We start from the raw sequence: 26825 nt of genomic DNA on the forward strand, positions 1-26825 counted from the left end.
TATAGATGGTCCCGTATGAAGTCAACGGAAGTAACACACTTTGTTCGCTTACTTCTTTCAGGTTAGAGTCGAAGTCGCCGGTGCCTCATGATGGGGCTCTGTTGCGACGACGGGCCTGCCGGGAGACCGGCCTGAAGAAGGAGCGGCATGCCGGAGCCATCGAGTCCCGCCAACCTGCGTGAGCAGGCGCTCGACCTCTTGGCCAGCGGTGCGGCGACATCGCGCGCCGACCTGGTCGAGACTCTCCAGGTGGCTCCGTCCACGGTCTCCAGCGTGGTCCGGCGGCTGCTGGAGGAGGGCGCCATCCTGGAGGAGGGCGTGGGCCGCTCCACCGGCGGGCGGCGGCCGCGCATCCTGCGCCTGCGCGACGTCCAGGGCGCGTTCGCGGTGTCCGAGCTGGGCGCCCAGCACGCGCGCGTCGGGCTGTGCTCGCCCGACGGCCGGCTGCTGGCCGTACGGGAGATCGCCACCGACATAGCGGACGGGCCCGGCCAGGTCTTCGACGCCATCGGGCAGGCGTACGAGCAGCTCAGCACGGCCAAGGCCCCCGGTCAGCCGCTGCTCGGCATCGGCGTCGCGCTGCCCGGCCCGGTCGAGTACCCGCACGGCCGGCTGATCGGCCCGGCCCGGATGCCCGGCTGGAGCGGCTTCGACGCCCAGACCCACCTCAGGGAGCGCTTCGGCGTGCCCGCGGTCGTCGACAACGACGCCAAGGCCGCCGCCATCGGCGAGTACGTCGGCCGGGGCCGCGACCCCGGGGACATGATCTACGTCAAGGCCGGCACCGGCATCGGCGGCTGCCTGGTCAGCGGCGGCCAGATCTACCGCGGCGGCCGCGGCCTCAGCGGCGACGTCACGCACGTCCGGGTGGCCGACAGCGGCGAGCGCGAGTGCTCCTGCGGCAGCCGCGGCTGCCTGGAGACGGTGGCCAGCGGCGCCGCCCTGGTCCGCCAGCTCCAGGACCGGGGCCTGCGGGTCAGCACGCCGCGCGACGTCATCGCCGCCACCGTCGACGCCGAGCCGTCCGTCGTGACCCTGGTCCGCCACGCCGGCGGCCTGCTCGGGGTCGCCCTGTCCGGCCTGGTGAACTTCCTCAACCCCGACGCCGTCGTCATCGGCGGCGCCCTGTCCAGCCTCGACGTCTACGTGGCCGCCGCCCGGAGCATGCTCTACAAGCGCTGCCTGCCGTCCATGACCCAGTCACTCTCCATCGAGGCCAGCGCCGCCGGCCCGGACGCGGCCCTGATCGGCCTCGGGCATCTCGTGCGCGCCTCGGCCGACGTCCGTCCCTCCTAGGCAAGGAGTCCCCCGCCCGTGTCCCGTCCCCTCCGCGTCGCCGTCGGCGGCGTGCACATCGAGTCCAGCACCTTCTCCCCGCACCTGAGCACCGCCGCCGACTTCGAGGTCACCCGCGGTGACGCCCTGCTCGCGCGGTACGGCTGGCTCGCCGAGCCGTGGGCGGCCGACGTCGAGTGGATCCCGCTCGTCCACGCCCGCGCCCTGCCCGGCGGGGCCGTGGCCAGGGAGACGTACGACGCCTGGGCCGCGGAGATCGCCGCCGGGCTGGCCTCGGCCGGCCCGGTGGACGGCGTCCTGCTCGACATCCACGGCGCGATGAGCGTGGTCGGGCTGGAGGACGCCGAGGGCGACCTGATCACGGTGGTCCGTTCGGTGACCGGCGGGGGGCCGTTCGTCTCGGCGGCCATGGACCTGCACGGCAACGTCTCCCACCGCTTCTTCGACGGCTGCGACCTGCTCACCTGCTACCGCACCGCCCCGCACGTGGACGTCTGGGAGACCCGCGAGCGCGCGGCGCGCAACCTGGTGGAGGCTCTGCGCCGCGGGCAGCGTCCGCACAAGGCCCTCGTGCACGTGCCGATCCTGCTGCCCGGCGAGATGACCAGCACGCGCGTCGAGCCCGCCAAGGGCCTCTACGCCCGCGTCCCCGAGATCGAGGCCAGGGACGGCGTCATCGACGCGGCCATCTGGATCGGCTTCGCCTGGGCCGACGAGCCCCGCTGCCGCGGCGCGGTCGTCGCCACCGGCACCGACGCCGCCGCCACCGCCGAGGCCGCCCGCGAGCTGGGCGAGCACTTCTGGGCGGCGCGCGACGCGTTCACCTTCGTCGCGCCCACCGGTTCCATGGACGAATGCCTCGACCAGGCGCTGACCGCGGTCAAGGACCCGGCCCGGCGCCCGTTCTTCATCAGCGACTCGGGCGACAACCCGGGCGCGGGCGGCGCCGACGACGTCACCTTCGCCCTTGAACGCATGCTGGCCCGTCCCGAGATCGCCGGCGGCTCGGTCCGCGCGGTCTACGCCTCGCTGGTCGATCCCGAGGCCGTGGCCCAGGTCGCCGGCCTCGCGCCCGGCTCGCCGGTCGCCCTGCGCGTCGGCGGCCGGATCGACGCCCGCGAGCCGGGGCCGCTGCCGATCGAAGGCGTGCTGGAGGCGGTCGCCGACGACCCCGACGGCGGGCTGTGCGTCAGCGTGCGGGTGGGCGGTCTGAGCGTGTTCGTCACCTCGCGCCGCATGCAGTACCGCGAGCTGGCCTCCTACGCCCGCCTGGGCGTCTCGGTGGACGACGTGGACCTGGTGACGGTCAAGATCGGCTACCTTGAGCCCGAGCTGTTCGACGCGGCGGGCGACTGGCTGCTGGCCCTGACGCCCGGTGGTGTCGACCAGGACCTGCAACGCCTGCCGTACGAGCGGCTGGCCCGGCCGGTCTTCCCCCTCGACCGCGACTTCGACGCCGACCTCACCGTGATCACCGCACGTTAGCCCCCCGACGGACGTGCCCCCGCCGCCTGGACAGAAGGGCGGCGGGTGGGGGGCGGGGGCTGAGCCTGGTGAGGGCTTGCACCCGGTGGCCCGGCAAGGGCTTCGGACCTGGGCCTGGTGGGGGCTTGGAGGGGGCTCCCAGTCGGCTCCAAGCCAGGAACAAGAGGGCTAACTCATCATTCCGCCTGTGAGCGGATATTTCAGGAAAAGGCTGATGAGGGTCGCCGCGGGTGCGGCGGTCGTCGCGGCGGTCATGCTGCCGGCGTTGCCCGCGGCCGCCGACGACTCCCCCGACGAGCGGCCCGACGTCCCGGTCGGCACCTGGCTGGCGGCGCGTACGCAGCCCGCGGTGCAGCTGACCAGCTTCACCTACACGGCGACGGTGTCCGTCCCGTCCAACACGATCAACGAGGCGGCCTACAACCAGATCGTCCAGGAAGCCGTCGCCGCCGTGCAGTCCGGCAAGATCTCCTCGGACGAGCGCAGCATCGGCAAGTGGGTCTTCCAGCAGATCGCGGCCAACGTGGACACCTACGTGTCCGCGACCACCCCGATGCGTACGGTCGAGGCCGAGGTCGGCGGCATGTGCACCGGCTGGTGGGTCACCCCCGACGGGTACATGGTCACCGGGGCGCACTGCGTCCAGATCGGCGACACCGAGCTCAGCCAGCTCTTCGCGCAGCAGGCGCTGGCCAAGTTCAACAAGAAGGACGCCAAGGAGATCATCAGCGGCCTGGGCGACCTCAAGAACGACGAGGAGATCGTCAAGCTCGCCCAGCAGATCTACGTCACGTTCAACTCGACCCACATGCAGCTCGGCAACCTCAAGCAGAGCCTGTCGGTCATGCAGAGCCTGCCGGGCGGCGGCGTCGACAAGACGGCCAAGGCGGTCCCGGCCGAGCTGGTGTCGGTGGGCGAGAGCTACCCCGGCAAGGACTTCGCGCTGCTCAAGGTGAACGGCCAGCAGAACCTGCCGACCGTGCCGCTCGGCGACGACGCCGACGTCCGCACCGGTGACACCCTCTACATCAGCGGCTTCCCCGGCCTGGTCACCAACACGCCGTTCTTCAGCCTGGAGTCGAAGCTGGAGCCGGCCCTGACCGAGGGCCCGTACAACGCCAAGCGCACCACGCAGACCGGCGTGCCGTACATCCAGACGCAGGCGCCGTCCTACCACGGCAACTCCGGCGGCCCGGTGTTCAGCAAGGACGGCAAGGTCGTCGGCATGCTGATCGCGGGCACGGTCAGCGAGGGCGGCGAGGCGTCGGAGAGCGAGAGCTTCGTCCTGCCGGTGGGCATCATCAAGGAGAAGCTCGGCGAGAAGAACGTCAAGCCCGCCCAGGCCGTCACGACGACCCGGTACAACGAGGCGCTCAACGACTTCTTCCGGCGCTACTACTCCGCCGCGCTGCCGAAGTTCCGCGAGGTCCAGGCGCTGTTCCCGAACCACCCGTACGTGGCCAAGTACATCAGCGACTCCCAGCAGGCGATCTCCGCGGGCAAGGACGAGACGCCCAAGCCGATCCTGATGTGGGTGCTGATCGGCGGCGGCGTGCTGCTCCTCCTCGTGCTCGTCGCGGTCCTGGTCAAGGTGCTGCGCGGGCGGCGGCGGTCCCAGCCGGCCGTCATCTCGCCCCAGCCCGGGTACGGCGCGGTGCCGCCGCCCCCGTGGCAGCAGCTTCCCGCGGCCCAGGCCCAGCTCTCGCCGCCGGTCCAGCCGATGTACCCGGCCCAGGGCCAGTACGGTCACAACGGCTCCGACGGCCACGGCGGATACGGCCCCGGCGGGTACGCCGCGGGCGGTCACGCCGCGAGCCCGTACGGATCGGCGCCGGACGACCGGTTCCAGCAGCCCCCTCACCAGCAGGCCGGCGGCGACGAGACCAGGTCCGTCCGCTACGGCCAGTTCGCCCCGCCCTCGGACCCCAGGTCCGGGCAGGTCGCGGACCTGGAACGGCAGATCGCCGACCTCCAGCGCCGGCTCGGCGACCAGCCCCCGAACTCCTGACGGGCCCGCGTGAGCCAGGTCCCGCCAGACACGTCAGGATGCGCGGCCCCGGAACTCCATGACGGGTTCCGGGGCCGCGACATGCGCCCGCCCGATCCGGCCCGCCACGCCCCCCGCGGCCTACGATGACCTCGTGGACGTGCTGAGCAGCCGCGTGCTCCTGCGGCCGAGCGACCCCGGACGCACCCGCCGCTTCTACGCCGAGACCCTCGGCCTGGCGGTCTACCGCGAGTTCGGCCCCGACGACGATCCGGGCGTGGTCTTCTTCCTCGGCCAGGGCTTCCTTGAGGTCGCCGGGCGTTCCGACGGCCCCGCGACCGGCGGCACGCTGTCGATCTGGTTGCAGGTGCGCGACGTCGGGCGCGAGGAGGAGCGCCTGCGGCAGGCGGGCGTCACGGTGCTGCGCGAGCCACGGCTGGAGCCGTGGGGCCTGGTCGAGATGTGGATCGCCGACCCCGACGGCCATCGCATCGTCCTGGTGGAGGTGCCGCCCGGCCATCCGCTGCGCCGCGACCCGCGGTGAAGGCCCCCGCATTTGCGTCATGCGCGATGGGTGTGCTAGCGTTAGCCGCGTTGCAGTTGTGGTACCCATAAAAGACTTTGTGCGCACCTGAAAGGGCTGGATCTTCAGGTGCGTTTTTGTTTTCCGGTCATCTCCGGGATGGGCTCAACGCGGCGACACGGGGGTCCGCGCGGTGCGGATTCCGTCTCTGCACATTCTGAAGGAGATCCGATATGGCAACCGGTACCGTGAAGTGGTTCAACTCCGAAAAGGGCTTCGGCTTCATCGCCCAGGACGGCGGCGGCGCTGACGTCTTCGCCCACTACTCCAACATCGTCTCCAACGGTGGCTACCGTGAGCTGACCGAGGGCCAGAAGGTGGCCTTCGACGTCGTGCAGGGCCAGAAGGGCCCGCAGGCCGAGAACATCGTTCCCGCCTGACCCACGCAGCCCGCGTCTGGGCCCGCACCTCTCCGGGGTGCGGGCCCAGACCGCTTTCAGGGGCATTTATCGGGTATGGACCGAGCAGCTCCGTACGGTTATGTTGCGAGGGCGTCAGGCAAGTTGTCAGACTTCGTCTGAGAGGACCCTCGTATGTGCGGCATCGCCGGATGGGTGGACTTCGACCGCGACCTGACCAGCGAACGGGCCACCGCCCTCGCCATGACCGAGACCATGAGTTGCCGGGGCCCCGACGACCAGGGCCTCCATCTCGAACCCCACGCCGCGCTCGGCAACCGCCGGCTCGCCGTCATCGACGTCGAGGGCGGCCACATGCCGATCGAGGCCGAGGGCCTGGCCGTCATCACCTACAGCGGCGAGGTCTACAACTTCCGGGAGCTGCGCGAGGAGCTGGCCGCCAAGGGCCACCGCTTCCGCACCAGGAGCGACACCGAGGTCGTGCTGCGCGGCTACCTGGAATGGGGAGAGGGCGTCGCCGACCGGATCAACGGCATGTACGCCTTCGCCGTCTGGGACGAGCGCGAGCAGGAGCTCGTCCTGATCCGCGACCGCATGGGCATCAAGCCCCTCTTCTACTACCCGCTGCCCAACGGCGTGCTGTTCGGCTCCGAGCCCAAGGCGATCCTGGCCAACCCGCTGGCGCCGCCCGTGGTGAACCTCGACGGCCTGCGGCAGTTGCTCAGCCTGGCCGGCCTCCGGCAGCGATCGGTCTACCAGGGCCTGTTCGAGCTGCCGCCCGGCCATCTGCTGCGCGTGGGCAGGCAGGGCGCGCGGCTGCGCCGCTACTGGTCGCTGGAGGGCCACGAGCACACCGACGACCTGGACACGACCGTCCGCACGGTGCGCGAGCTGCTCGACGACATCATCGGCCGGCAACTGATCTCCGACGTGCCGATCTGCACGCTGCTCTCCGGCGGCCTCGACTCCAGCGTCGTCACCGCGCTGGCCAGGACGCACGGCCCGATCCGCTCCTTCGCCGTCGACTACGCCGGTTACGCCGAGCACTTCCGGCCCGACGAGTTCCGCGGCGATCCCGACCGGCCGTTCGTGCGGATGCTGGCCGAGCACGTCGGTTCCGAGCACACCGACATCGTCCTCGGGCCGGCGGAGCTGGCCGATCCGAAGCTGCGGGCCTCGGTCGTACGGGCCTGGGACGCGCCGAGCTTCATGGGCGACATGAACTCCTCCCTCTACATGCTGTTCCGGGCCATCCGCGAGCATTCGACCGTGGCGCTGTCGGGCGAGTCCGCCGACGAGATCTTCGGCGGGTACGCCTGGTTCCACCTGCCGCAGACGGTCGAGGCCGACACCTTCCCGTGGCTGGCGATGGCGATGCGCGAGCAGCAGCCGTCCGACATGCTCGACAAGTCGCTGATCCGGCAGCTCGACCTGGACGCCTACACGGCCGACGCCTACCGTACGGCGCTGGCCGAGGTGCCCCACGTACCCGGTCAGGACGCCCGCGAGCGGCGCATGCGCGAGATCTGCTACCTGCACCTGACCCGCTTCCTGCCCTTCCTGCTCGACCGCAAGGACCGGATGAGCATGGCCGTCGGGCTGGAGGTGCGCGTGCCGTTCTGCGACCACCGGCTGGTCGACTACGTGTTCAACACGCCCTGGTCGATGAAGACGTTCGACGGCAGGGAGAAGAGCCTGCTGCGGGCGGCCGGGGCCGACCTGCTGCCCGAGCCGATCCTGCGCCGGGTCAAGGCGCCGTACCCGGTGACCCAGGACGTGGGCTACGAGCAGGCGCTCCGCGCGGCGCTGCGCGAGCTGGCCGCCGACAAGGACGCTCCGGTGCTGCGGCTCCTCGATCCCGACGCCGTCCGGGAGGCCGCCTCGGCGCCGCCCGAGAAGGTGACGACCACGATGAGCAGGTACAGCCTGGAGCTGGCGCTCGACCTGAACGTCTGGCTGACCGCCTATGGCGTGCGCCTGGAGTTGTAGCGGGCAGACTGGGCGGATGACGTCCAGTGATCATTTGCCGGCCACGCCGTTCGAGGAACAGCTGTGGGTGGCCCGCCAGGACGGGCAGGACGCCCTGTGCCTGGGCCTGCTCCGCGACGCCGACCTGGCGTTGCCGATCACCGCCGCCGCGGCGGCCGGTACCGAGCCGCCCGCCTGGGCGACGGCCACGGACTCCGGCCGCACCTGGGTGGTGGCCTTCACCTCGGTCGAGGCGATGATCACCGCGACCGGCGGCGCCGCCACGCACTGCCGGGTCGTCTCGCCCGCCGAGCTGGCGGCCGGCTGGCCCGACCCGCGATGGGGGCTGGCGGTCAATCCGGGGCTGGGGGCGGCATTCCTGCTGGAGCCGGGGACGCTGGCCAGGCTGGCGGTGCCCACGCTCGTCCAGGACCTGCTGCTCGCGCCCGACTCGGGGGTGCCGGTGGTGCAGAAGCTGCTGTCCCCGTCCGACATCGGGGACCTCCTGGCGACGGGCGAGCCGCGCGTCTCCGGCTACTGCCACCACGCCCTCGACGTCTCCCACATCGCCACGCCCGCCGTGCTGGCCGACGCCCTGAAGCAGCCGGAGATGCTGACCGAGAGCGGCTCGCTGAACATCCTGCGCTGGCGTCCCGTCGGCCTCGACCTCTACCGCACCCCGTACGGCGGGCGCGACGAGGAGGGCCGGGTCGCGGTGGCCGGCTGGGTGGTCGAGGAGCCGCCGTTCGTGGGCATGGGCCTGGTGCCCAATGTCGACCAGGTCATCCGCGAGTACAAGGTGTACGGCGTCGGCCTGCCGCACGGCTCGGAGATCTGGGAGCTCACCGTCCAGGGCGCCGAGCACCGGCGCGCGCTGTACCACGGTGACCTGCGGCGATGGCTGCTGATCGGCAGGGGGGAACGATGACCTGGCACTTCTACCGCGCCCACTGGCAGGGCGCCGACTACGTGGCCAGCCCGGAGCCGCACGCCCTGGAGCTGTGGGTACGCCTGCGCACCACCGGCCCGGCCGACGGTTTCGAGGAGGTCGAGCCGGGCTGCCACGTCCGCACGGTGCCGGTGACCGAGTGCGCGTCCCTTCAGTTCGTGACCACGGAGTGCATCTGGCGGGACGAGCGGTTCCAGGTCCACGACGAGCGCGACGGCCTTCTCCTGCTCGAATACCTGGGCGGCTCCGCGCCCGCGGCGCTCGCACTGGGGCTGGAGCGCGTCGAGCGGGGCGTGTACCGGGCGTGGGTCCCGCGAGCGGAGATCGCCGAACTACGGGAAGAAGTTGTGGCGATAAGTCCGCCGAACGACCATTTTTCGTGATTGGCTCTTGTCTCCTGTTGTTCATGTGACGGAAACTGGCCTGAAAGGTCGGTGTGGCGTAAGAGTCACGCGGCATGGGGCCGGGGGTGTCATGGATTCTCCTGACGTGGCGGGGATGCGGGCGTACGGCGACGAGCTGCGCGACATGTTCCGCCAGATCCAGGACGTGGGCATGGAGCTGCACGAGCAGGCCAAGGCCGTCCAGGTGACCGAGACCTCCCGGGACGGCCTGGTCTCGGTGACCGTCGGCGCACGCGGCGAGCTGGTACGGCTCGACCTCGACCCGCGCATCTACCGGCGCCCCGACGCCCGCCACCTGGCCGACACCATCGCCGAGACCGCCCGGCTGGCCACCGAGCGCGCCCAGGAGCGCATCACCGAGATCTTCGAGCCGGTGATCCCGCGCGAGGACTTCCAGGCGCATCTGAGCGGCGACCTCGAAACCGTCCTGACCCGGCTCGCCGACCGCATGGGAGGCGGCCGATGAAGCCCTGGGACGGCACCCAGATCATCAAGCCCGTCGTGGACTCCGGCATCTCCCAGTGGACCACCATGGCCGAGGACTGGGAGAAGGAGTCCAAGCGGCTGGTCGCCGCGGTCGTCGAGGCGCTGGCCGCCGCTCCCTGGGGCGGCGGCACCGAGGGCGAGTCGTTCAAGTCCTCCCACTTCCGCGACGACGGCCCCAACCGCATGCTCAACCAGTACGTCGACCTCTCCAAGCAGATCAACGACGCGTGCGGCAGGCTCCGCGCGAGCATCGACAACACCCTCGGCACGGACGCCGACATCGAGCAAGAGCTCAAGGCGCGAGAGGTCTGACGCGTGTCGCACAGCGCCACCGGCCCCCAGGGGCCGACTTCTGCGGGTTCGTCGGGCCAGGCCACCGTCCAGCCCCCGGTCCGCATCGACCGGGACGTGGAGCCGGTGTGGGAGACCGAGGCGCTGCCCGACTGGGTGGTCAACTGGCTGCTCCCGATGTTGTCGGCCGGTCAGAAGTGGCCGGACGCGAGCGAGAGCGGCATGTCCAAGCTCGCGCACACCTACCACGCGCTGGCCGCCGGGGCGATCGCCACCGCGCCGCGCGCCGGCTCGGCCGTGCGCACCGTGGCGACCGGCTGGTCCTCGCCCGCCAGCGCCGACTTCGTCACCCGCGCCAAGTTCCTGTACGGCCAGGAGGCCGGCATGGCGGGCGCGGCCAGGGTGTCACAGTCCCTCCAGATGCAGTCGGACAACTTCGCGGTCGAGACCCAGTACTCCAAGCTGTCCGTCAACGTGGCCTTCTGGGTCACGGTCGTCGCCATCGCCATCGCGCTCATCGTCGCCTTCTTCTCCGCCGGCACCTCCGCGGCGATCATCGGCCCGTACGCGGCCGCGGGCCGCGCGGCGATCAGCCGCATCCTCGTCAGGCTCGCCATGATCGGCGCCAGGGAGCTGGGCGCCGGCAAGCTGGCCCGGGTGACCACGCTCAGCGGCGCCACCGGCCGCGGTCTGATCGCCAGGCTGCTCGGCTCCTCGATCGGCCGCGAGCTGATCGAGGAGATCGGCGAGGAGTTCTTCATCGACGCCGCCGCCCAGTACCAGCAGATCAAGATGGGCACCAGGAAGGACTGGGACTGGAAGAAGTCCCAGGCGGCGATCATCGGCGCGGGCGGCGGCGCGCTCTTCGGCACCGCGCTGTCCGGGCCCATCTCCAAGGTCACCCGGCACATGCCGGGCTTCCCCGGCCGCGCGATGACCACCGGCCTGACCAACACGATCGCCTCCCCGGCCGGCAGCTTCCTCGCCAACGGCCTGGTGTACGGCCAGTGGAACAACCCGTTCTCGGTCGACTCCCTCATGGGCGGCTTCATGGGCGGCGTCGGGCGTACCGGGTCGATCAGCCCGTTCAACCCCGAGGTGTACACCGCGCTGGGCAACCCGGTCAGCACCCTGGCCTCCGCCTACGACACCGCCGCCCGTTCCGACGCCGCCCGCGCCGGAGGCGGCGACCCCAGCACGGGGGGCGGGAACCCGCCGGTCGGCAGCCCGGCCCCCACGGGTGGCGGCGGGCCCATCGTCCCCGCCTCGGCGCAGGCGCCCGCGCCGAACCAGGGCGACGACGTCAGGCGCGGCACGCCGTCCACGTCTCCCCCCGACTCGGACGCGAACCCGCGCCGCGGCTCCTCCTCGCGGGACGGCCGGACGGACACCGACCGCGAACCCCGTGCCGACGCCGACCAGAACGTCGACGAGGACACCGACGAGAACACCGACGACGACAAGCAGCAGCGGCGGCCGAAGAGCGACCCCGCGCCCGCTCCCCAGTCCACCACCGCCCCGGCCTCCCCCCAGGCCCAGGACGGCTCGCAGGACACCCGCCAGACCCGCGACACCCAGCCGGACGACCAGAGCCAGCAGAACGACCAGCAGAACCCTCGGCAGGACGCCCAGCAGGACACGCAGCAGAACCCCCAGCAAGACGCCCAGCAGAACGGCCAACAGGACGCTCAGCCGGACAACCAACAGGACAACCAGCAGGACGGTCGTCAGGAGCCGATCGCTCAGCAGGGCGACCAGCAGGGCGACCAGCAGGGAACGACCACCGCCCAGGACACGAACACCCCCGCCACGACGTCGGCCGCCGCCCCCGACGCCACCTCGCCCGTGCCCCTCACCGGCCCCGTCCGGGCCGGTACCGCGCTGATGGACTCGCTCACCCTTGACTTTCCCGGCGCGGTCGTCGGCCCCACCGGCGACCTCCTCATCCCCTCCCCCGACGGCACCGTACGGGTGATCCGCGCCGCCACCATGAAACGCGTGCGCGCCGCCCTGGACACCCGCGCCGACGAGGTCACCGACGCCGACGAGCTGCGCGCGGAGGCCACCGCGATGGTGCTGCTGGCCCAGGAGGGCGGCGAGACCCTGCAACCGGCCACGAGCAAGCCGGGCACGGTCACGTCCAGGCCGGTCCCGGGCACCCGGCACGTCCCCGATGCCCGGCCGGACACCCCGTTGGAGCCCGGCGACGTCCGCACGGGAGCCGACGCGGTGCGGCCGTCCCACTTCCTCAACCAGGACGTGGAGGAGATCACCTGGTCGGCCGAGGGCACGCTCGTCGTCCGCACCAGGAACAACGGCACCCACCACTTCCGCCCGGTCATCGGCGGGATGACCGAAGGGCTCATGGGCGAGACCGAGCTCTCGACCGGTGAGGACGCCGCGCACGCCCACGTCGTGCACTTCGCCCCCGGCATGCACCCCAGCCAGGTGTCCCGGGTCTGGCTGCACGAGATCACCGACACCCTGCAGAAGATGCAGGAGGACAACGGCGGCAAGCGGCGGGGCTTCCTGCGCCGCAGGAAGGCGACCAGCGAGCCCACGCAGGACATGTGCGCCCAGGCCCAGCTCAACGAGCTGGCGTTCATGGCCGAGCAGTGGCACGCGGCGCAGACGCCGCAGGAGCAGCGACTCCTCGCCCTCGACATCGACGGCGTGTCCCGCCAGCTCATCGAGCGCGGCCACACCCCGCCGCTGCCGCCCTGGGCCCCCAAGCCGGGGACCCGGCCCACGTACGCGCCGCAGTTACCGCAGGGCCGTCCGTCCCAGGAGGAGCTGCCGGCCGTCATCGACGCGCTGCAGCGGGCCGAGCGGGCGCTCAAGGAGCAGGTCGACGCGAAGCGGAAGACCGCCCAGGAGGCCCAGCAAGCGGCACGCGACGCCAACAAGAAGATGCGGAAGGCGCAGCGGCAGCACGACCAGGGCCGCCAGGCGCGGGCGACCGCGGCGCGGAAGGAGGCGCTCCAGCAGCGGGCCACCCGCAGGCGGCACAACAGGATCGCCGACGCGTACGAGGCCGCGCTGCGCGAGGCGACGCGGACCCGGCAGACCTACCAGCAGCTGCTCACGGCGATGAACGAGATCCAGAACCCGAGCGCGCCCAACGGGCCGGTCAGCATGCGGTCCGTCGCCGAGCGGCTGGCCGCCCAGGTCCTTGAGCAGCACGCCGCCTACCTGAAGGCGCTGGCCGCCGCGTTGCCCCAGGAGATCAGCCTGGCCGCGGCCCAGCCGACGGGCCGGCTGGCCCACCTGTCGGCCCTCACCACCGCCGTCAACGACCTGCTGGCCGACAACGGCGTCAATCACCAGTTCTCCGCCGACCAGCTCGAACGGGCGATCCGGGCCGACTTCCACAAGGCCGTCTCCCCCGACGGCCTCGTGCTGACCGTGGGGCACCACGGCAAGGCGGCCGAGGTGCGGATCAAGCTGACGCTCGCCGACCTGGTCGAGGTGCTCGACCCCGCCATCAAGGGGTCGGAGATGATGGTGGGCCTGTTCTACCAGGCCGCCCGTACGGCCTCGATCAGTCAGGCGGGCAGCGGCGGCGTGTCGGTGGGCTTCGACACCAGCGTCCTGGCGCAGTTCCTGCCGGAGGACCACGTCGCCAGGACGGTGAGCGAGCTGCTGGGCGTCGGCCTCGGCGCCTCGCTCGGCCGCAACTGGTCCACCAGCGGCGGGGCCGGCATGTACGCCCAGGGCGGCTCGGTCACCGACAACCGCAACGAGTCGCTGCTGTTCGACGCCGCCGCCACCTGGACGGCCGAGATCCGCACCGGCCAGGACGCGAGGTGGCAGGGCACGGTCACGGTCGACTCCGGCGCCCCGGGCGACTCGTCGAGCCAGCGGCTGTGGTTCTCGCACCCCGCCACCGACCAGCCGGCGCGCGTGCTGGACTGGATCGACAGGGCCAAGCGGGGCAAGACGATGCCCAACGTCGTCGTCCAGAGCATGACCGACCTGGAAGGCGCCCTCGACGCGCTCGCGGAGGAGCTCGGCGGCGACTACGCCGAGGTCGGCACCGTGCCCCGCGACCAGCTGCGCTCGTTCGTCACCCAGGAGCTGCCCCACCGCCTGCGGACGTCGGTCAACGAGGGGCTGGAGCGCGTCTTCACCAAGAACGGCGAACCGCACGTCCGGGTGCGGGCCGAGAGCCGTGTCGTGGTGGAGACCGCCCAGCCGATCGGCGGCGCGTCCTCCGAGGAGTGGGAGGAGGAGGTGCTCGTCGACTTCGTCCAGACGCCGGGGGGCGCCTCGTCGGGCTCCTCGCTCGACGGCAGCGCCTCGGCCGGGTTCAAGGCCCCCGGGCTGCAGGCCGTGGACCTCGGTCCGTACCAGCCTGCGATCGGCCCCAAGGCCAACGGGGGGAGGGGGGCGTCGCGGTCGTACTCGGCCACGGCCAACAAGCAGGCGATCCACCCCAGCGTGCACCGTAAGTCCCACCCCAAGCAGAGCTACCGGCTCACGGTGGTGACCACGTTCACGGTGGAGGTGATCGGCAAGCCCCCGGTCACCCTGCCATCGGTGCGCAGCACGGCGCTGGTGGACATGCGGGAGTCGGCCGCCTACCGGTACGGCCTGCCCGTGGACAGCGCCGCGCTGGTCCGCAAGGACAGCCGGCCGGTCACCGACGCCAACGGCGACCAGGTCCTGCGCGGCGACCCGCACCCCGGCCCGCCGCCCGGCCGCAAGCCGGAGCTGCCCGCATGGCTCGGCGACGGCCCCGGGCAGATGCGCGGCGCGGGCCCGGCGCTGGTGCAGGAGATCGAGGGGCTGGCGGAGTTCCGGCAGAAGGTGCTGGACGAGCTCGCCGAGCGCGGGCTCATCCCGAAGACCGTGAACGGCGTGCCGGAGTACTCCTCCAACAGGCTCGCCCGCGCCAGCCAGATCCTCAACCGCCAGGAGGTCCTGGAGCAGCTGTCGGAGCAACGCATCCGCGCCGCCTACGACTCCCTGGCCCAGGACGGCATCGTGCTGGACCTGACGCTGCAAGGGCTCAACTCCGCCCCCGAGCACTACATGCTGCGCCTGTCGCTGAAGCAGGACTTCAACGACATGACCTACGTCGGTCACACCGACACCCAGACGGTCGTCAACCTCGACATCGGCTCCGACACCTCCGCCCGCGGCATCGGCAGGTCCAGGACGTACAGCGGCGGCGCCGGGGTCAGCGAGAGCGACGGCCCGGACAAGGGGCAGGACGGCCTCACGAACGAGGTCGGCGTCAAGGGCGGCGGCAACCGCACCCGTACGGCGGGCTCCAGCGCCGGCGGCACGACCAACGTCGTGACCCTCCAGGAGAGCAACAGCACGGTCGCGATCTTCAAGCTGGGCCACCAGATGACCGCCGACCTGCTGCACAGGGGCACGACGACGACGATCGCGACCAGCGACGGATCGGCCCAGCTCGTCTTCGCCGCCGACATGCTCCCCTCGACCAAGCCCACACCGCCCGCGCCGATCGGGCGGATGTCCCAGAAGCTCAGGGCCAAGGCGCGGCTGCTGCACGTGGACGTGGGCCGCCCCCTGGACGCGGCCCGTCAGGTGCTGCCACGCGGCATGACCGCCGACTCCGTGGCCTTCCAGCACCTCATGGCGTTCCTGAACGTGCGCAACCTGGTCGCCCACCCCAAGCTGCTGAACAGGCCGCTGACCACGGATGTCGCGATCCGGCCGAACGGGCCCACGCGCTCGTCGCTGTCGGTGTCCGGCGAGGTCGGCGAGACCGAGGTGCTGGGGGTCGTCGACCAGGTCACGGGCAACATCCTGTTCGGGCTCGGCAGCGCCGGCATCTCGTGGGGCGGCTCGTCCGGGCTGTCGGCCGGCATGTCGACGTCCGTCGGCGACCTCGACGACGGCGGCACGACCGGCGACAGCGGCTCGCTCTCGCTGCCGTCCCGGTCCGGCGGCACGTCCGAGTCCACCTCGATCCTCGACATCTGGGGCAGCGAGGAGCTGACGATCGAGTTCGGCCGCCAGTACATCCTGCGCAGCACGGTCGACCTCACCCTCACCGGTTCCGAGAGCGCCGAGCACGGGGTGCCGACCGGCGAGCAGATCCCCGTCAGCGGCTCGAAGACGACGACCACGTCCGGCACCGCGCTGTTCACGGTCTCGGAGTACGACGCGCTGCTGATGTACGCGGAAGGCGACCTCGACCTGCCGGCCCACCTGGTCGGCGACGCGGTCGAACGGTTCCTCAACGGCAGCCTGACCCTCGACCGCAGCCTCGCGGTCCCGCTGGTCCAGCGCTACGTCCTGGACATGGCCCAGTCGGGGACGACCAACGAGTACACCGAGCGGCACACCCCGGAGGCCCTGCTGGCCAAGCTCAAGGAGGTGACCGGGCTCACCGCCCCCGACAGCGGCAGCCCGCAGCAGAAGCTCGACCAGACCCTGGACAAGGCCGCCGAACAGCTCGAACGCTCCAGGGACGTGGTGCTCGCGCCGTCGTACGACCGGTCGGTGGGCGCGAGCTCGACCGAGTCGCTGACGCTGACCGACGAGAACGGCGACCCGGTCGACGTGATGGACGCCGTCCGGAAGGCCGTGCAGGACGCCGTGCCGGGGGCGCTGGACGAGAGCCCCACCCTCGGCGAGGAGTTGAACGTCGACTTCTCCGAGGACGCCGCGCTGATCCACGTCACCGACATGTGGTCCTCGCGCGGCTTCGAGCGCAGCTACCACGTCCAGCAGGGCGCGCAGGTCACGCAGGCCGAGGAGGTGACGGTCCGGGTACGCCTCGAACCCGTCGGCGACTCGCGCAGGGCCACGATGCTCAGCCAGACGTCGCAGTCCGGACTGATCGTCCAGCACTACCGGTACACCGACCTGTCGCATTCGGAGTCGTACAACGGGTCCTACTCGGCGGGCTTCGACCAGGGCGCCAGCGACCCGACCGGCGGCCAGGGAGCCGGCCTCTCCACCGACCGGGGCCGCGGCTATTCGGGCTCCACCAACCACCAGAACACCAGGTTGCAGCGGATCGGCCTGTTCAACGGGCTGACCCGGGTGCAGCAGGAGATGCGGCTCGTCATCGAGGTCGAGCGCAGGCCCGTACGGGGCGGCAAGGTCTCCGGCGCCGCCAAGCGCGTGGCGGACGTGCTCCAGGGCAAGCGGCGCGCCGCGCCGCCGGTCGTCTACAACGCCACGGTGGTGCGGCGCATCCCGACCGGCATGACCAGGCCCGCCGCCGAGGACCCGGGGCCGGTCGTCATGACCACCGACCCCCGGCAGGCCGAGCTGCATCCCGGCTTCTTCCCGGCGGCGTTGTGGGAGAGCCCGGCCAAGCCGAGCCTGTACGAGGTCGTCACCACCCAGCTCACCAAGATGATCGGCGCGGCGGCGGTCGAGGAACGGCGTCCCGAGCTGATCAGGCGGCTGGCGCCGTCGGCGCTGCTGACCGCCTTCGAGCGGATGACCGGGCCCTCGGGTGAGCCTGTCGTCCGGGTGTCCAGGCAGAAGTTCAAGGACCAGGGCGTGAATGTCACCGTCCACGCCCGCACGTCCGACCTGACCATCGTGGCCGGCCCGTACGACGCGGAGAAGGGTCAGGTCGACCGGCAGGCCGACGCCCAGAACGTGAACGTCTCCCGCGGGCGGACGACCCCGGTGGGCTGGGGCGCCAACGGGTCGGACAGCTCGACCGGGGTGAACGGCGGCGTCCGGGGCGGGGAGCAGACGTCCGAGGGCGTCGGCGACCACCACGGGGCGCGCCGCGAACGCAGCATGTTCGAGAAGGGCAAGGCCTACACCGTACGTCTCCGGGTGGACTACGACCTTGAGTTCCAGTACATGGCGCGGCTGCGTGACGGCAACGAGCGGCCGGTCGGCGAGGCCGTCCACCTGCCCTCCGCCTCGACCGGCGAGGTGGACGTGGTCATGTTCGGCGAGGAGATCGAGGAGCTGCGCGAGCGCATGGCGGCGGGCGTACGGATCGCGCCGCCGCGTCCCGGCGGCCCGCCGCCCGCGACGTTCAATTTCGTGCCCACGTCCGAGCGGCAGAACCCGATCCAGACCCTCCAGGAGGCCCGCGTGGCCGCCCGCGACCGCGGCGAGGTGGCCCGGGTGGCGGTCTGGGAGACGGACGGCCTCCACCGCTACCGCGTCATGCCCGACGGCTCGCTGTACAGCGAGACGCTGGACGGCGGCTTCGCCGAGGCGTTCGCGGGCCTCGCGCCCGACCTCCTGGACGCGGCCCGCGGCGCCGGCCTGAACCTGCGCGACGTCTTCATGAACCCGAGCACGGACGGCACCTTCACCGAGCAGGTCGAGGCCGCGCTCGACGCCGTCGGCGCCCTTCCCGCGCCCGCCGCCCCGGCCGCCTGGCCCGCCGCCGCACCCGACACGCACGCGAACCCGGTCGGCGGCAGCGTGTCGCAGGGCGTGACGCCCGCCGCCGGGATGCCGTCCCCGGCGATCGAGGACAGCCCGTTCAGCAGGTCGGCCCGCCCCGAAGGGGTTCCCGACCTGACCCTGGACGAGCTGCGCGACCAGCCCGTCTCGGCCGTCGACCTCGGCGGCACCGCCGCCCACGTCGGCTGGACCGGGGACGACGTCCTGACCGTCCAGTTGCCGGGCGTGCCCGACCAGCACGTCCGCGTGGTGGTCGCGGACCCGGGCGACGGCCTGAACGCGCTCACCGAGCCGCGCGCGGGCACGGCCGAGGACCCGCACCTGCTGCGGATCTGGGGACGCGTGCATCCGGACCTGGTGTCGTCGATCCTGGTCCACGACCTCTCGCACGTCGCCCAGACGGCGACCGCGGCGGCGGCCGGCATGCCGCAGGGCGTGCTCAGGACGTCCCCGACGGGCGAGCACACCGAGGGCACCGACCTCTGCCTGCTCCCCCGCCTGGACGAGCACGCCCACCTGTCCGACAAGTGGCACGCCACCACCGACCCGGCCCGCCGGGAGCGCCTGGCGGCGGCCATCGACGCCCTCGCCGACGACATCCGCCGGCGCGGCCACACGCCGCCGCCCCCGCCGTGGGGCACCGGGCCCCGCGCACCGGCCGCCCCCGAGCCGCAGAGCCGGATCGCCCGCCTGCTCAACGGCGATTCGGCCACCGGCCTGGACACCTCGCCGCCCGGCCTCGGCAAACTGGCCGAGATCGCCGGCGTCCCCGCCATCACGCCCGGGGGCGTCCCTGCGAACGCCACGGCGCCGCAGATGGGACCGGTGGACACGTTCACGGTGACCACCCCCGAGGGTGAGTTCACGCTGACTCTGGCCGAGGCCGCTCCCGGCACGGCCGGGGTGACCGTCGAGTCGAGCGCTCCCGGCCACCTGACGCTGCGGGTGCCCGCCGACGACGGCCCCAGGGCCACGACCGCCGTCGCCGAGCAGGTCGCGGCCCACGCCGCCACGCTCGCGGGCGACACCGCCGCCGGCCGGTCGCCGGACACCGGCCAGGCCCGGCCGGCGGCCCCCGGGCGGCCCGGCCCGATCGAGGCGGCGGCGCTGGCGCGGCTGCGCGGGCTGGCGCGGGCGGTCGCCGAGGCGGGCCCGGTCCGCTCGCGCACCGAACGGGCGGCGCTCCAGGAGGAGGCCAGACGGCTGGGCCTGGCGAACGGCCAGCAGAGTGCGTCGTCCAAGCTGGTGGAGCTGTCGCGCGCGGGCTATCTCACCCCCGCCCAGGTCACGGCTATCCGCGGCCACGCGACGCTCCCCGCGACGGCCGCCGCCGGAGCCGTCGGACGGGCCGCCGCCCTCATGGGCGCCCGCGTGCACACCCACGGGCCCGGCCTGCTCGACATCGTGCTGCCGGGCCGCGCGCCCATCGCCGTCGAGATCCGGCAGCCGGGAACGGGCGCGAACGACCCGGGCGTGCTCACCTACGAGGTGGACCCGGCCCGCACGGTCGGCGCGAACGAGCGGGCCGCCGCCGCGACGGCCGCCGCCGCGGTGGCCAACGCGCTGGGCCTGCCGCCCGCCGACGGCCAGGAGCTGGCCGAGCTGAACGAGGCCCTGCGCCAGGCCCGTACGGCCAACCCCAGGCAGCGCCCCGGACGCCTGGGCGTGCTGTACGACCTGGTCACCGAGGCCCGCCCGGAGATCCTGCGGATGTTCCCCCCGCAGGTGGCCACCGAGCTGGCCACCCTGGCGGATGGCCGCCGTCCCCGCGACTGGCCGGCGATCATCGAAAAGCTCCGCGTGGTGGCGGACGGGACCGGCTGGGACGTGCCCGACGCCAAGTGCGTGTGCCCGCCCGACGGCCCGTGCACGTGCGGCCGCCGCCTGGACGAGGCCCCGCCGGTGACGCTGGAGCCCGACCCGCAGGCGATGGCGGTGTGACGGACGGGACGTCGGGCATCATGGGAACCCCGAGGAGAGGACGACTATGGCTTTCGCGGTGGCGCGGACGAGGGACGAGGCGCATCTCTACCTCGACCTCAACCCCTGCGCCTGCGGGTCCACCGACACGACCTGGCGCAACGGGCTGATCGACGTCGAGGGCGAGCTGGCCAACCGCTACTTCGGCCCGTGCGAGCAGTGCGGCACGCCGCGCGAGTTCGTGTTCGGGCTGCCGGAGACCCCCGTGATGCCCGCCGGGTTCCCGACGTTCGGCGGCCCGGAGCCGTCGGAGCTGCTCGACGCGGGCGAGTGGTTGTGGGTGGCCGACCTGACGGCGAGCGACGTGCCGGTGTCCGACCGGGCCGAGGCCCTGCGCACGCTCAGGATCGCCGCCGCGGCGGTGGAGGAGGTCGTCAAGTTCGTGCCGGCGGGCGCGGACTCGGTGCCCGACCAGGGGTTCTGGTCCGAGCGCGGGCAGGGGGTGCGGGCGGCCGAGCCGGGCAGGTTCCAGCTCGACCGGCTGCTGGTCGTCCGCGACACCTACCAGACGCTGGCGGGCGAGTATGCCTGAGCAGGGTCTGGGCCGCTCGCTCGTCGAGGCGTACGTCTACATCGACCTGGTGGCCCACTCCGGCCTGCCGGGCGCCTCCCGGAACGCCACGGTCTCCCAGGACCCGGAGAACCTGCGGGTGCGGCTCGACGACGTGGAGGTCGTGGTCCCGGTCGAGGCCGAGCGCGCGGCCAGGGAGACCGGCGCGACGTTCGGCACCGGCCTGTCCGAGCTGCTCGACCCCGGCCAGTGGGTGCTGATCGCCACCACGTACGCCAGCCGGGCCCTGGAGGAGGGCCTGTTCTACGCCGTCGGCCCGGCCTCCCCCGAGCGGTACGACTCGGTGGCTACCGGTTGGCTCTTCGCCGCCGACGCCGTGGCCGAGGCGCTGAAGTTCTTCCCGCCGGAGGCCGCCGAGCTGCCGCCCGACGACTTCTGGAGCGACCTGGGCAGGACCGTGCGCGAGACCGAGCCGGAGCGCCTGACCAGGGAGAAACTGGAGGACGACCTGGCCTTCTACCGCAAGAGCCTCGACGACTTCGAGGGCCTGCACACAAGGCCCTGACCGCCAGAGTGCGCCCGCAGGAGGGTAAGGCTCTCATTACTGATTGGCTACTCTACTTTTAGTAGCTGAATAACTACTTTCGGTAATGTCCTGCTCCTCCTCAAGGGAAGAGGCGCGCCATGCCCCAGTACGCCGCGGCCCCGCGGCTCCCGACCGGCCCCACCGGCCTCGGAACCTCCGCGCTCCACCTTCCGGCCCCCGCCCCGCCCCCCGCGCCGCCTCCCGGACCACGGCAGCTCCTGGCCCCCATCCCCTACGCGGAGCGGGAGTGGGGCGACGGCTCCTACCCGCCGCTCTACTGCCCCGAGACGGTCCGCGACGACCCGGCGCTCGGCGCGGAGGTCGACCGGCGGCTCCTGGCCTGGGCCGAGAAGGTGGGCCTGCACGCCGGGCGGATGGACGAGTTCGCCGCCACCGGGTTCGGCCGGCTGGTGATGCTCGCCCATCCCGACAGCGACGACCCCGACCTGCTGCTGATCGCGGCGCAGATGAACACCGCCTGGTGGGCGGCCGACGACTACTACGCCGACGAGACCGACCTCGGCGCGAGCCCCACCGAGCTGCCGCCGCGCCTGGCACTCGTCATGTCGGCCATGGACCCGCCGCCGCCCGCGGGCGCGTACACCGGGCAGCTCGAAGAGGCGATCGAGGCCGACCCCGTGCTGGTCTCGCTGCGCTCGGCCACCGACCACCTGTCCCGCCACGGCACCCCGTCGCAGGTCATGCGGGCCTGCAACACCACCTTCCAGATGTACGTGAGCTGGACGGCCTACGCCGCCTGGCGCTACCTGGAGACGCCGCCGCCCGTCTGGCGCTACCTCGCGGCCCGGCAGCACGACAGCTTCTACACGTCCATGACCCTCATCGACGTCGTCGCCGGCTACGAGCTGCCCGCCGACCTCTTCTACGACCGGCGTTTCCACACCGCGCTCATGCAGGCCGGCACGGCCAGCGTCATCGTCAACGACCTGCACTCCGTGGCGAGGGAGGCGGCCGACGAGCTGCCCGACTCCAACCTCGTCCTGCTCATCGCGGAGGAGGAGAAGTGCTCCACGCGCGAGGCCACCGAACGCGCCGTCGCGCTGCACAACGACTTCGTCAAAGGCTTCGAGACCAGCCAGCGCGAGCTCGCCGCAGTTCCGTCCGTGGAGCTGCAGCGGTTCCTGCGTGGCGCCCAGGGCTGGATGGCCGGCTGCCTCGAATGGCACGGCAGCAGCAGCCGCTACCACTCATGACACCGGCCGCCCCCGGCCGGGAAGGAGCTCTTCCCAGGTGACCGTCAACACCCATTCCCCCGTCCTCACCAGCCACTACCAGCACTCCGTCGCCAGCTACTGGAACGCCGAGAAGAACCCGGTCAACCTTCGTCTGGGCGACGTCGACGGCCTGTACCACCACCACTACGGCATCGGCGAGGTGAACTGGACGGTACTCGACGGCCCCGAGGACACCCGCGAGGACCGCATCGTCAAGGAGCTCCACCGCCTGGAGACCGCCCAGGCCGACCTGCTGATCAGCCACCTAGGCCCGCTCGAACCCCACCACCGGGCGCTCGACGCGGGCTCCGGCCGTGGCGGCAGCAGCCTCCTGGTCAACATGCGGTACGGCTGCGAGGTCGACGGCGTGTCCATCTCCGAGTCGCAGGTCGCCTTCGCCAACGACCAGGCCAAGAAGCGCGGCGTCGACGACAAGGTGCGCTTCCACTTCCGCAACATGCTGGAGACCGGCTTCGAGACTGGATCGTTCCAGGCGAGCTGGAACAACGAGAGCACCATGTACGTCGAGCTGTCCCTGCTGTTCGCCGAGCACTCCCGGCTGCTGCGCCGGGGCGGCCGGTACGTGTGCGTCACCGGTTGCTACAACGACGCCTACGGCCTGCCGTCCCGGGCGGTCAGTCAGATCAACGCCCACTACATCTGCGACATCCACCCCCGGAGCACGTACTTCGAGCAGATGGCGGCCAACCGGCTCGTCCCGGTCAGCGTCGTGGACCTGACGGCGGCCACGATCCCGTACTGGGAGCTGCGCGCCCGTACCCATCTGGCCACGGGCATCGAGCAGTCCTTCCTCGACGCCTACAAGAACGGCAGCTTCCAGTACCTGCTCATCGCGGCCGACCGCGTCTGATCAACCGGCCACCGCGGCGGCCAGTTCCCACGGGTCGTGGGCCGAGAAGACGCTCACCTGGTCGCCGTGGTCCCGTACCAGCTCCCGCAGCCGGGCCTGGGTGCCGAGCCGCAGGTCGTGATGGACCTCCGAGCGGGTCTGGACGACGTCCATCAGCGGGTGGGGATGCGGGTCCGGCTGCAGCTCGCGGTGGTAGTAGTAGGCGTCGCCGCAGTGCAGCAGCCAGCGGTCCCCCTCGCGGACGGCGACGCCGGTGTGCCCGGCGGTGTGCCCGCCGAGGGGGACCAGCCTGATGTCCTCGGGCAGCCCGTCGGGCTTGATCGAGGCGAAGCCGAACCAGTCGTCGTTCGCCTCCGGGGTGTAGGTGACCCAGTCGGGGCCGTGCGCCCAGTGGGCCGGGCGGTAGCGGTAGCTCGGGGCCTCGGCCAGCGCCGCCTCCAGCTCGGCGGCCAGCAGGTGCACCCGCGCGCCGGGGAAGTCGGGCAGCCCGCCGCAGTGGTCGACGTCGAGGTGGGTGACGATGACGTGGCGCACGTCGTCCGGGCGGTAGCCGAGCCGGGCGACCTGGCGGACGGCGGTCTCCTCCTCCTTCAGCGCGGGCTCGGCCATGGCCACCCAGTCGGCGCCCAGCGTGCCTGCCGGGTCGCGCACATCGCCGAGCCCGAGCCCGGTCTCGACCAGCACGAGCCCGTCGGCCGGGGTCTCCACCAGCAGGCAGTGGTTCACGGCGGGGGCGGCGGGCGGGCCGTCGTAGGTGGCTTCGATCGTCCGTACGGATCCGCAGTTCAGGTGATGAATCCTCATGGGGACGATCGTCGTACTTGAACCGCGGTTCAAGTCAACTCGTCAGCCGCCCGCCATCATGTCGCCGAAGGCGCGGGCCGCCGGGCCCGAGGTGAACAGCCGGTCGAGCCGCGCCCGGGCCAGCCGGCGGCGGAACGGCCCGGCCAGGCTCTCGTCGCCGGCCTCGTGGGTCATCTCCGTCATCCAGCGGGAGAACTCCTGGTGCTGCCACACGCGTTCGAGGCAGGTGGCCGAGTAGGCGGCCAGCGGCTCCTCGTCGCCCTCCCGTACGGCGGCGCGCAGCGCGCGGGCCAGCACGTCGGCGTCGGCGACCGCCAGGTTCATGCCCTTGCCGCCCATGGGCGTGATGATGTGGGCGGCGTCGCCGACCAGGAAGAGCCGGCCGTAGCGCATCGGGTCGACGACGTGGCTGCGCATCTCGACGAACGCCTTCTCGCCGATCGGGCCGTCCGGCAGGTCCTTGTCGGCCAGGCGCAGCCGCAACTGGGCCCAGATCCGCTCGTCGGGCCAGTCGGCGGCGGTGGCGTCGGGGGCGCACTGGAGGTAGAAGCGGCTGGCCCGCGGGCCGCGCGGGAAGTGGGCGGCGAACCCGTGGGCCGTGATCGCCATGAGCGGGAAGCCCGGCGGCGGGACGTCGGCCAGCACCGTCAGCCAGCCGATGCCGTAGTCGTGGGAGTAGGTGGTCAGGGCGTGCGCGGGCACGCCGGCCCGGCTGACGCCGTGGTGGCCGTCGCAGCCGGCGACGTAGGAGCAGGCGATCTCGTGCGTGCGGCCTTCGGCGTCGCGGTACGTGACCGTCGGGGCGGCTCCCCCGACGCCGTGCGGGGTCACCTCGGCCGCCTCGAACCGCAGGTCGCCGCCGGATTCGAGGAGGCGGGCGAGCAGCCGGCCGACGAGGACCTGCTGCGGCACGAGCCGGCCCGATCGGCCTTCGGTGATCGCGGAGACGTCGAGGAAGCGCTGCTCGCCGTCGACGCGGAACTCGAACCGGGTCTCCTGCGGCATGCCCGCCAGGACGGTGTCGGCCAGGCCCCACTCCTCGAAGACGCGGGCGCCGTGGTGGTCGAGGATGCCGGCGCGCTGGCGCTGCTCGACGTACGGGCGGCTCTGCCGTTCGAGCACCACGCACTCGACGCCGGCCTGGCGCAGCAGGTTCGCCAGGGTCAGGCCGGCCGGACCGGCTCCGATGACGACGACCTCGGTGCTCTCTCGCCTGCTGGTCTTCCCGGACATGGCGGTCCTTTCGCCTCGGTGACGCGCAGTGGTACCCGGCCAGGATGATCACGATGATAGTCCGCGCGATCACCCGCCCACCGGGAGATCGTGCGCTTCGGGGCCCCGGCTGACCTCCGCCGGGGCGCCCAAGCGTGAGAACCTCGGCGTCATGGAAATCTGGATCAACCCCGACTGCTCCAAGTGCCGCTCGGCCCTGTCGATCCTGGACGCCGAGGCGGCCGACTACGAGGTCCGCCGCTACCTGGAGGACCCGCCGTCGCCCGACGAGCTGCGCGCCGTCCTGGCCAGGCTCGGGCTGGAGCCGTGGGACATCACGCGTACGGGCGAGCCGGTCGCGGCCGAGCTGGGTCTCGACGCCTGGCCGCGCGACCCGGACGCCCGCGAGCGCTGGATCGCCGCGCTGTCCGCGCACCCGGTCCTCATCCAGCGGCCGATCATCACCGCCGACGACGGCCACACCGTGATCGGCCGCACCGAGGAGGCCGTGCGGGACACGCTGTCCAGGTGACGCGGTCAGTCGTTCATACGGCCCTCCCGCTGGCCTGGGCGCTCGGGGCCGGCCATGCTGGAGCCGCCCGCGGGCACGTCGACGCTGCCCGGCGAGTAGTAGCGGCGCAGCCATTCGGCCAGGCCGTCGAGGCCCCCGAGCAGCACCCGCTCGGTGATCCCGGCCTGGTCGAGCCGCCGCCGGATCTCGACCTTGACCTCGGCCGGGATCGACCAGCCGCGCCACAGCCCGGGATGGGCGGCCAGCCAGTCGTCGAGCTGGTACGTCGCCCCCGACATCGCCGACAACACCGACGACTGGTTGACCATGCGCTCGTCCAGCGAGGGCGGCTCGAAGAAGACCACGAACGGACGGTCGCGGCCGAGGGCGTCGAAGCGGGCCAGACCGGCGGCGCGTTCGGCGAGCATCTCGGTGCTGAAGAGCAGCGCGCCCTCGCCGTCGAGCACCTCGCGCAGCGGCTCGGGCAGCAGGCGGTGCGCGCCCGCGCAGTCGACGGCCAGCAGGACGGCGTCCTCGCCGGGCCAGGACGCGGTGGCGAAGTGCAGGGCGACCAGCGGGGAGAAGGTCCAGTCCAGGAGGCGGGTGGGCAGGCCGTGGTGCTGGCCGAGGGCCAGCCAGTCCCAGACGGTCGGGCCGGGGGCGGCTCTGTGCGCGTATTTTCTAAAATTTCGTATCAAGTGTGCTTCTAGGGTGGCGTAGTCGCCCGCCAGCCGCGCGAGCCTGTGCACGTGCGAGTACGCGCTCTTCGCCAGGCCGCGGAAGACCAGCGGCGAGTGCGCGTGGGCCGGCCCGTCGCCGTGGCCGGCCGCGCCGATCGCGTCGTCCAGCTCCCGCCAGGACGACACCGTCACCATCCCCATCCGCCTCCGGTGCCCCTGTGCGCCCTGGTCACACCTGCCGCCACCAGGGCACCCGG

General features: G+C 72.3%; 19 protein-coding genes. 16 read left to right on the top strand and 3 right to left on the bottom strand.

Annotated features, from left to right (window positions below; translation table 11 throughout):
* Window positions 1-147 precede the first annotated feature (147 nt).
* From AB0J97_RS40945 to AB0J97_RS41015, 15 genes are all read left to right on the top strand, one after another.
* Window positions 148-1296 (top strand): ROK family transcriptional regulator, encoded by a 1149-nt coding sequence (locus AB0J97_RS40945; protein WP_357706838.1) that lies wholly within the window; start codon window positions 148-150, stop codon window positions 1294-1296.
* Window positions 1297-1314: 18 nt separating this feature from the next.
* Window positions 1315-2781, top strand: coding sequence for a M81 family metallopeptidase (locus AB0J97_RS40950; protein ID WP_364099554.1), 1467 nt, complete (start codon window positions 1315-1317; stop codon window positions 2779-2781).
* 214 nt (window positions 2782-2995) lie between these two features.
* Window positions 2996-4789: a serine protease gene (locus AB0J97_RS40955; protein ID WP_364099557.1), complete on the top strand. Its 1794-nt coding sequence runs from the start codon at window positions 2996-2998 to the stop codon at window positions 4787-4789.
* A gap of 133 nt (window positions 4790-4922) precedes the next feature.
* Window positions 4923-5312, top strand: coding sequence for a VOC family protein (locus AB0J97_RS40960; RefSeq protein ID WP_364099560.1), 390 nt, complete (start codon window positions 4923-4925; stop codon window positions 5310-5312).
* Window positions 5313-5524: 212 nt separating this feature from the next.
* Window positions 5525-5731, top strand: a complete 207-nt coding sequence (locus AB0J97_RS40965; RefSeq protein WP_055509312.1) for a cold-shock protein — start codon at window positions 5525-5527, stop codon at window positions 5729-5731.
* A gap of 153 nt (window positions 5732-5884) precedes the next feature.
* The gene (gene asnB, locus AB0J97_RS40970; protein ID WP_364099564.1) at window positions 5885-7699 is read left to right on the top strand and encodes an asparagine synthase (glutamine-hydrolyzing); all 1815 of its coding nucleotides are present in this window, start codon (window positions 5885-5887) and stop codon (window positions 7697-7699) included.
* 16 nt (window positions 7700-7715) lie between these two features.
* Window positions 7716-8606 carry an SseB family protein gene (locus tag AB0J97_RS40975; RefSeq protein WP_364099567.1) on the top strand — a complete coding sequence of 297 codons (891 nt, stop codon included), beginning with the start codon at window positions 7716-7718 and terminating at the stop codon, window positions 8604-8606.
* Complete coding sequence (locus tag AB0J97_RS40980; RefSeq protein ID WP_364099570.1) at window positions 8603-9010, top strand: hypothetical protein; 408 nt, start codon at window positions 8603-8605, stop codon at window positions 9008-9010. Before AB0J97_RS40975 ends, AB0J97_RS40980 begins: the two co-directional genes overlap by 4 nt.
* 91 nt (window positions 9011-9101) lie before the next feature.
* Window positions 9102-9497, top strand: a complete 396-nt coding sequence (locus AB0J97_RS40985; RefSeq protein ID WP_357706847.1) for a YbaB/EbfC family nucleoid-associated protein — start codon at window positions 9102-9104, stop codon at window positions 9495-9497.
* A complete protein-coding gene (locus AB0J97_RS40990) occupies window positions 9494-9829 on the top strand; it encodes a hypothetical protein (protein ID WP_364099573.1) in 336 nt (111 codons plus the stop codon). The genes AB0J97_RS40985 and AB0J97_RS40990 overlap by 4 nt, the downstream gene beginning before the upstream one ends.
* A 3-nt stretch (window positions 9830-9832) precedes the next feature.
* Window positions 9833-20119, top strand: coding sequence for a hypothetical protein (locus AB0J97_RS40995; RefSeq protein WP_364099576.1), 10287 nt, complete (start codon window positions 9833-9835; stop codon window positions 20117-20119).
* A gap of 46 nt (window positions 20120-20165) precedes the next feature.
* Window positions 20166-20690 carry a hypothetical protein gene (locus AB0J97_RS41000; protein WP_357706851.1) on the top strand — a complete coding sequence of 175 codons (525 nt, stop codon included), beginning with the start codon at window positions 20166-20168 and terminating at the stop codon, window positions 20688-20690.
* The gene (locus AB0J97_RS41005) at window positions 20683-21234 is read left to right on the top strand and encodes a hypothetical protein (protein WP_364099579.1); all 552 of its coding nucleotides are present in this window, start codon (window positions 20683-20685) and stop codon (window positions 21232-21234) included. Before AB0J97_RS41000 ends, AB0J97_RS41005 begins: the two co-directional genes overlap by 8 nt.
* Window positions 21235-21353: 119 nt before the next feature.
* Complete coding sequence (locus AB0J97_RS41010; protein ID WP_364099582.1) at window positions 21354-22469, top strand: family 2 encapsulin nanocompartment cargo protein terpene cyclase; 1116 nt, start codon at window positions 21354-21356, stop codon at window positions 22467-22469.
* A 37-nt stretch (window positions 22470-22506) separates the two neighbouring features.
* Entirely contained in the window at window positions 22507-23361 is an 855-nt protein-coding gene (locus AB0J97_RS41015; RefSeq protein WP_357706856.1) for a geranyl diphosphate 2-C-methyltransferase, read from the top strand.
* Here AB0J97_RS41015 and AB0J97_RS41020 read toward each other — a convergent pair whose 3' ends face one another.
* Window positions 23362-24165: an MBL fold metallo-hydrolase gene (locus AB0J97_RS41020; RefSeq protein ID WP_364099585.1), complete on the bottom strand. Its 804-nt coding sequence runs from the start codon at window positions 24163-24165 to the stop codon at window positions 23362-23364.
* Window positions 24166-24207: 42 nt separating this feature from the next.
* Window positions 24208-25398: a 4-hydroxybenzoate 3-monooxygenase gene (locus AB0J97_RS41025; RefSeq protein WP_364099588.1), complete on the bottom strand. Its 1191-nt coding sequence runs from the start codon at window positions 25396-25398 to the stop codon at window positions 24208-24210.
* A gap of 151 nt (window positions 25399-25549) precedes the next feature.
* On the opposite strand from AB0J97_RS41025, the gene AB0J97_RS41030 reads away from it, so the two are divergent.
* Window positions 25550-25909 carry an arsenate reductase family protein gene (locus tag AB0J97_RS41030; RefSeq protein ID WP_364099591.1) on the top strand — a complete coding sequence of 120 codons (360 nt, stop codon included), beginning with the start codon at window positions 25550-25552 and terminating at the stop codon, window positions 25907-25909.
* 5 nt (window positions 25910-25914) lie between these two features.
* Here AB0J97_RS41030 and AB0J97_RS41035 read toward each other — a convergent pair whose 3' ends face one another.
* On the bottom strand, window positions 25915-26769 hold the full coding sequence (locus AB0J97_RS41035) for an FRG domain-containing protein (RefSeq protein ID WP_364099594.1): 855 nt from the start codon (window positions 26767-26769) through the stop codon (window positions 25915-25917).
* Window positions 26770-26825: the final 56 nt, after the last annotated feature.

This window comes from Nonomuraea sp. NPDC049607 (assembly GCF_040675375.1).
Taxonomy (GTDB): domain Bacteria; phylum Actinomycetota; class Actinomycetes; order Streptosporangiales; family Streptosporangiaceae; genus Nonomuraea.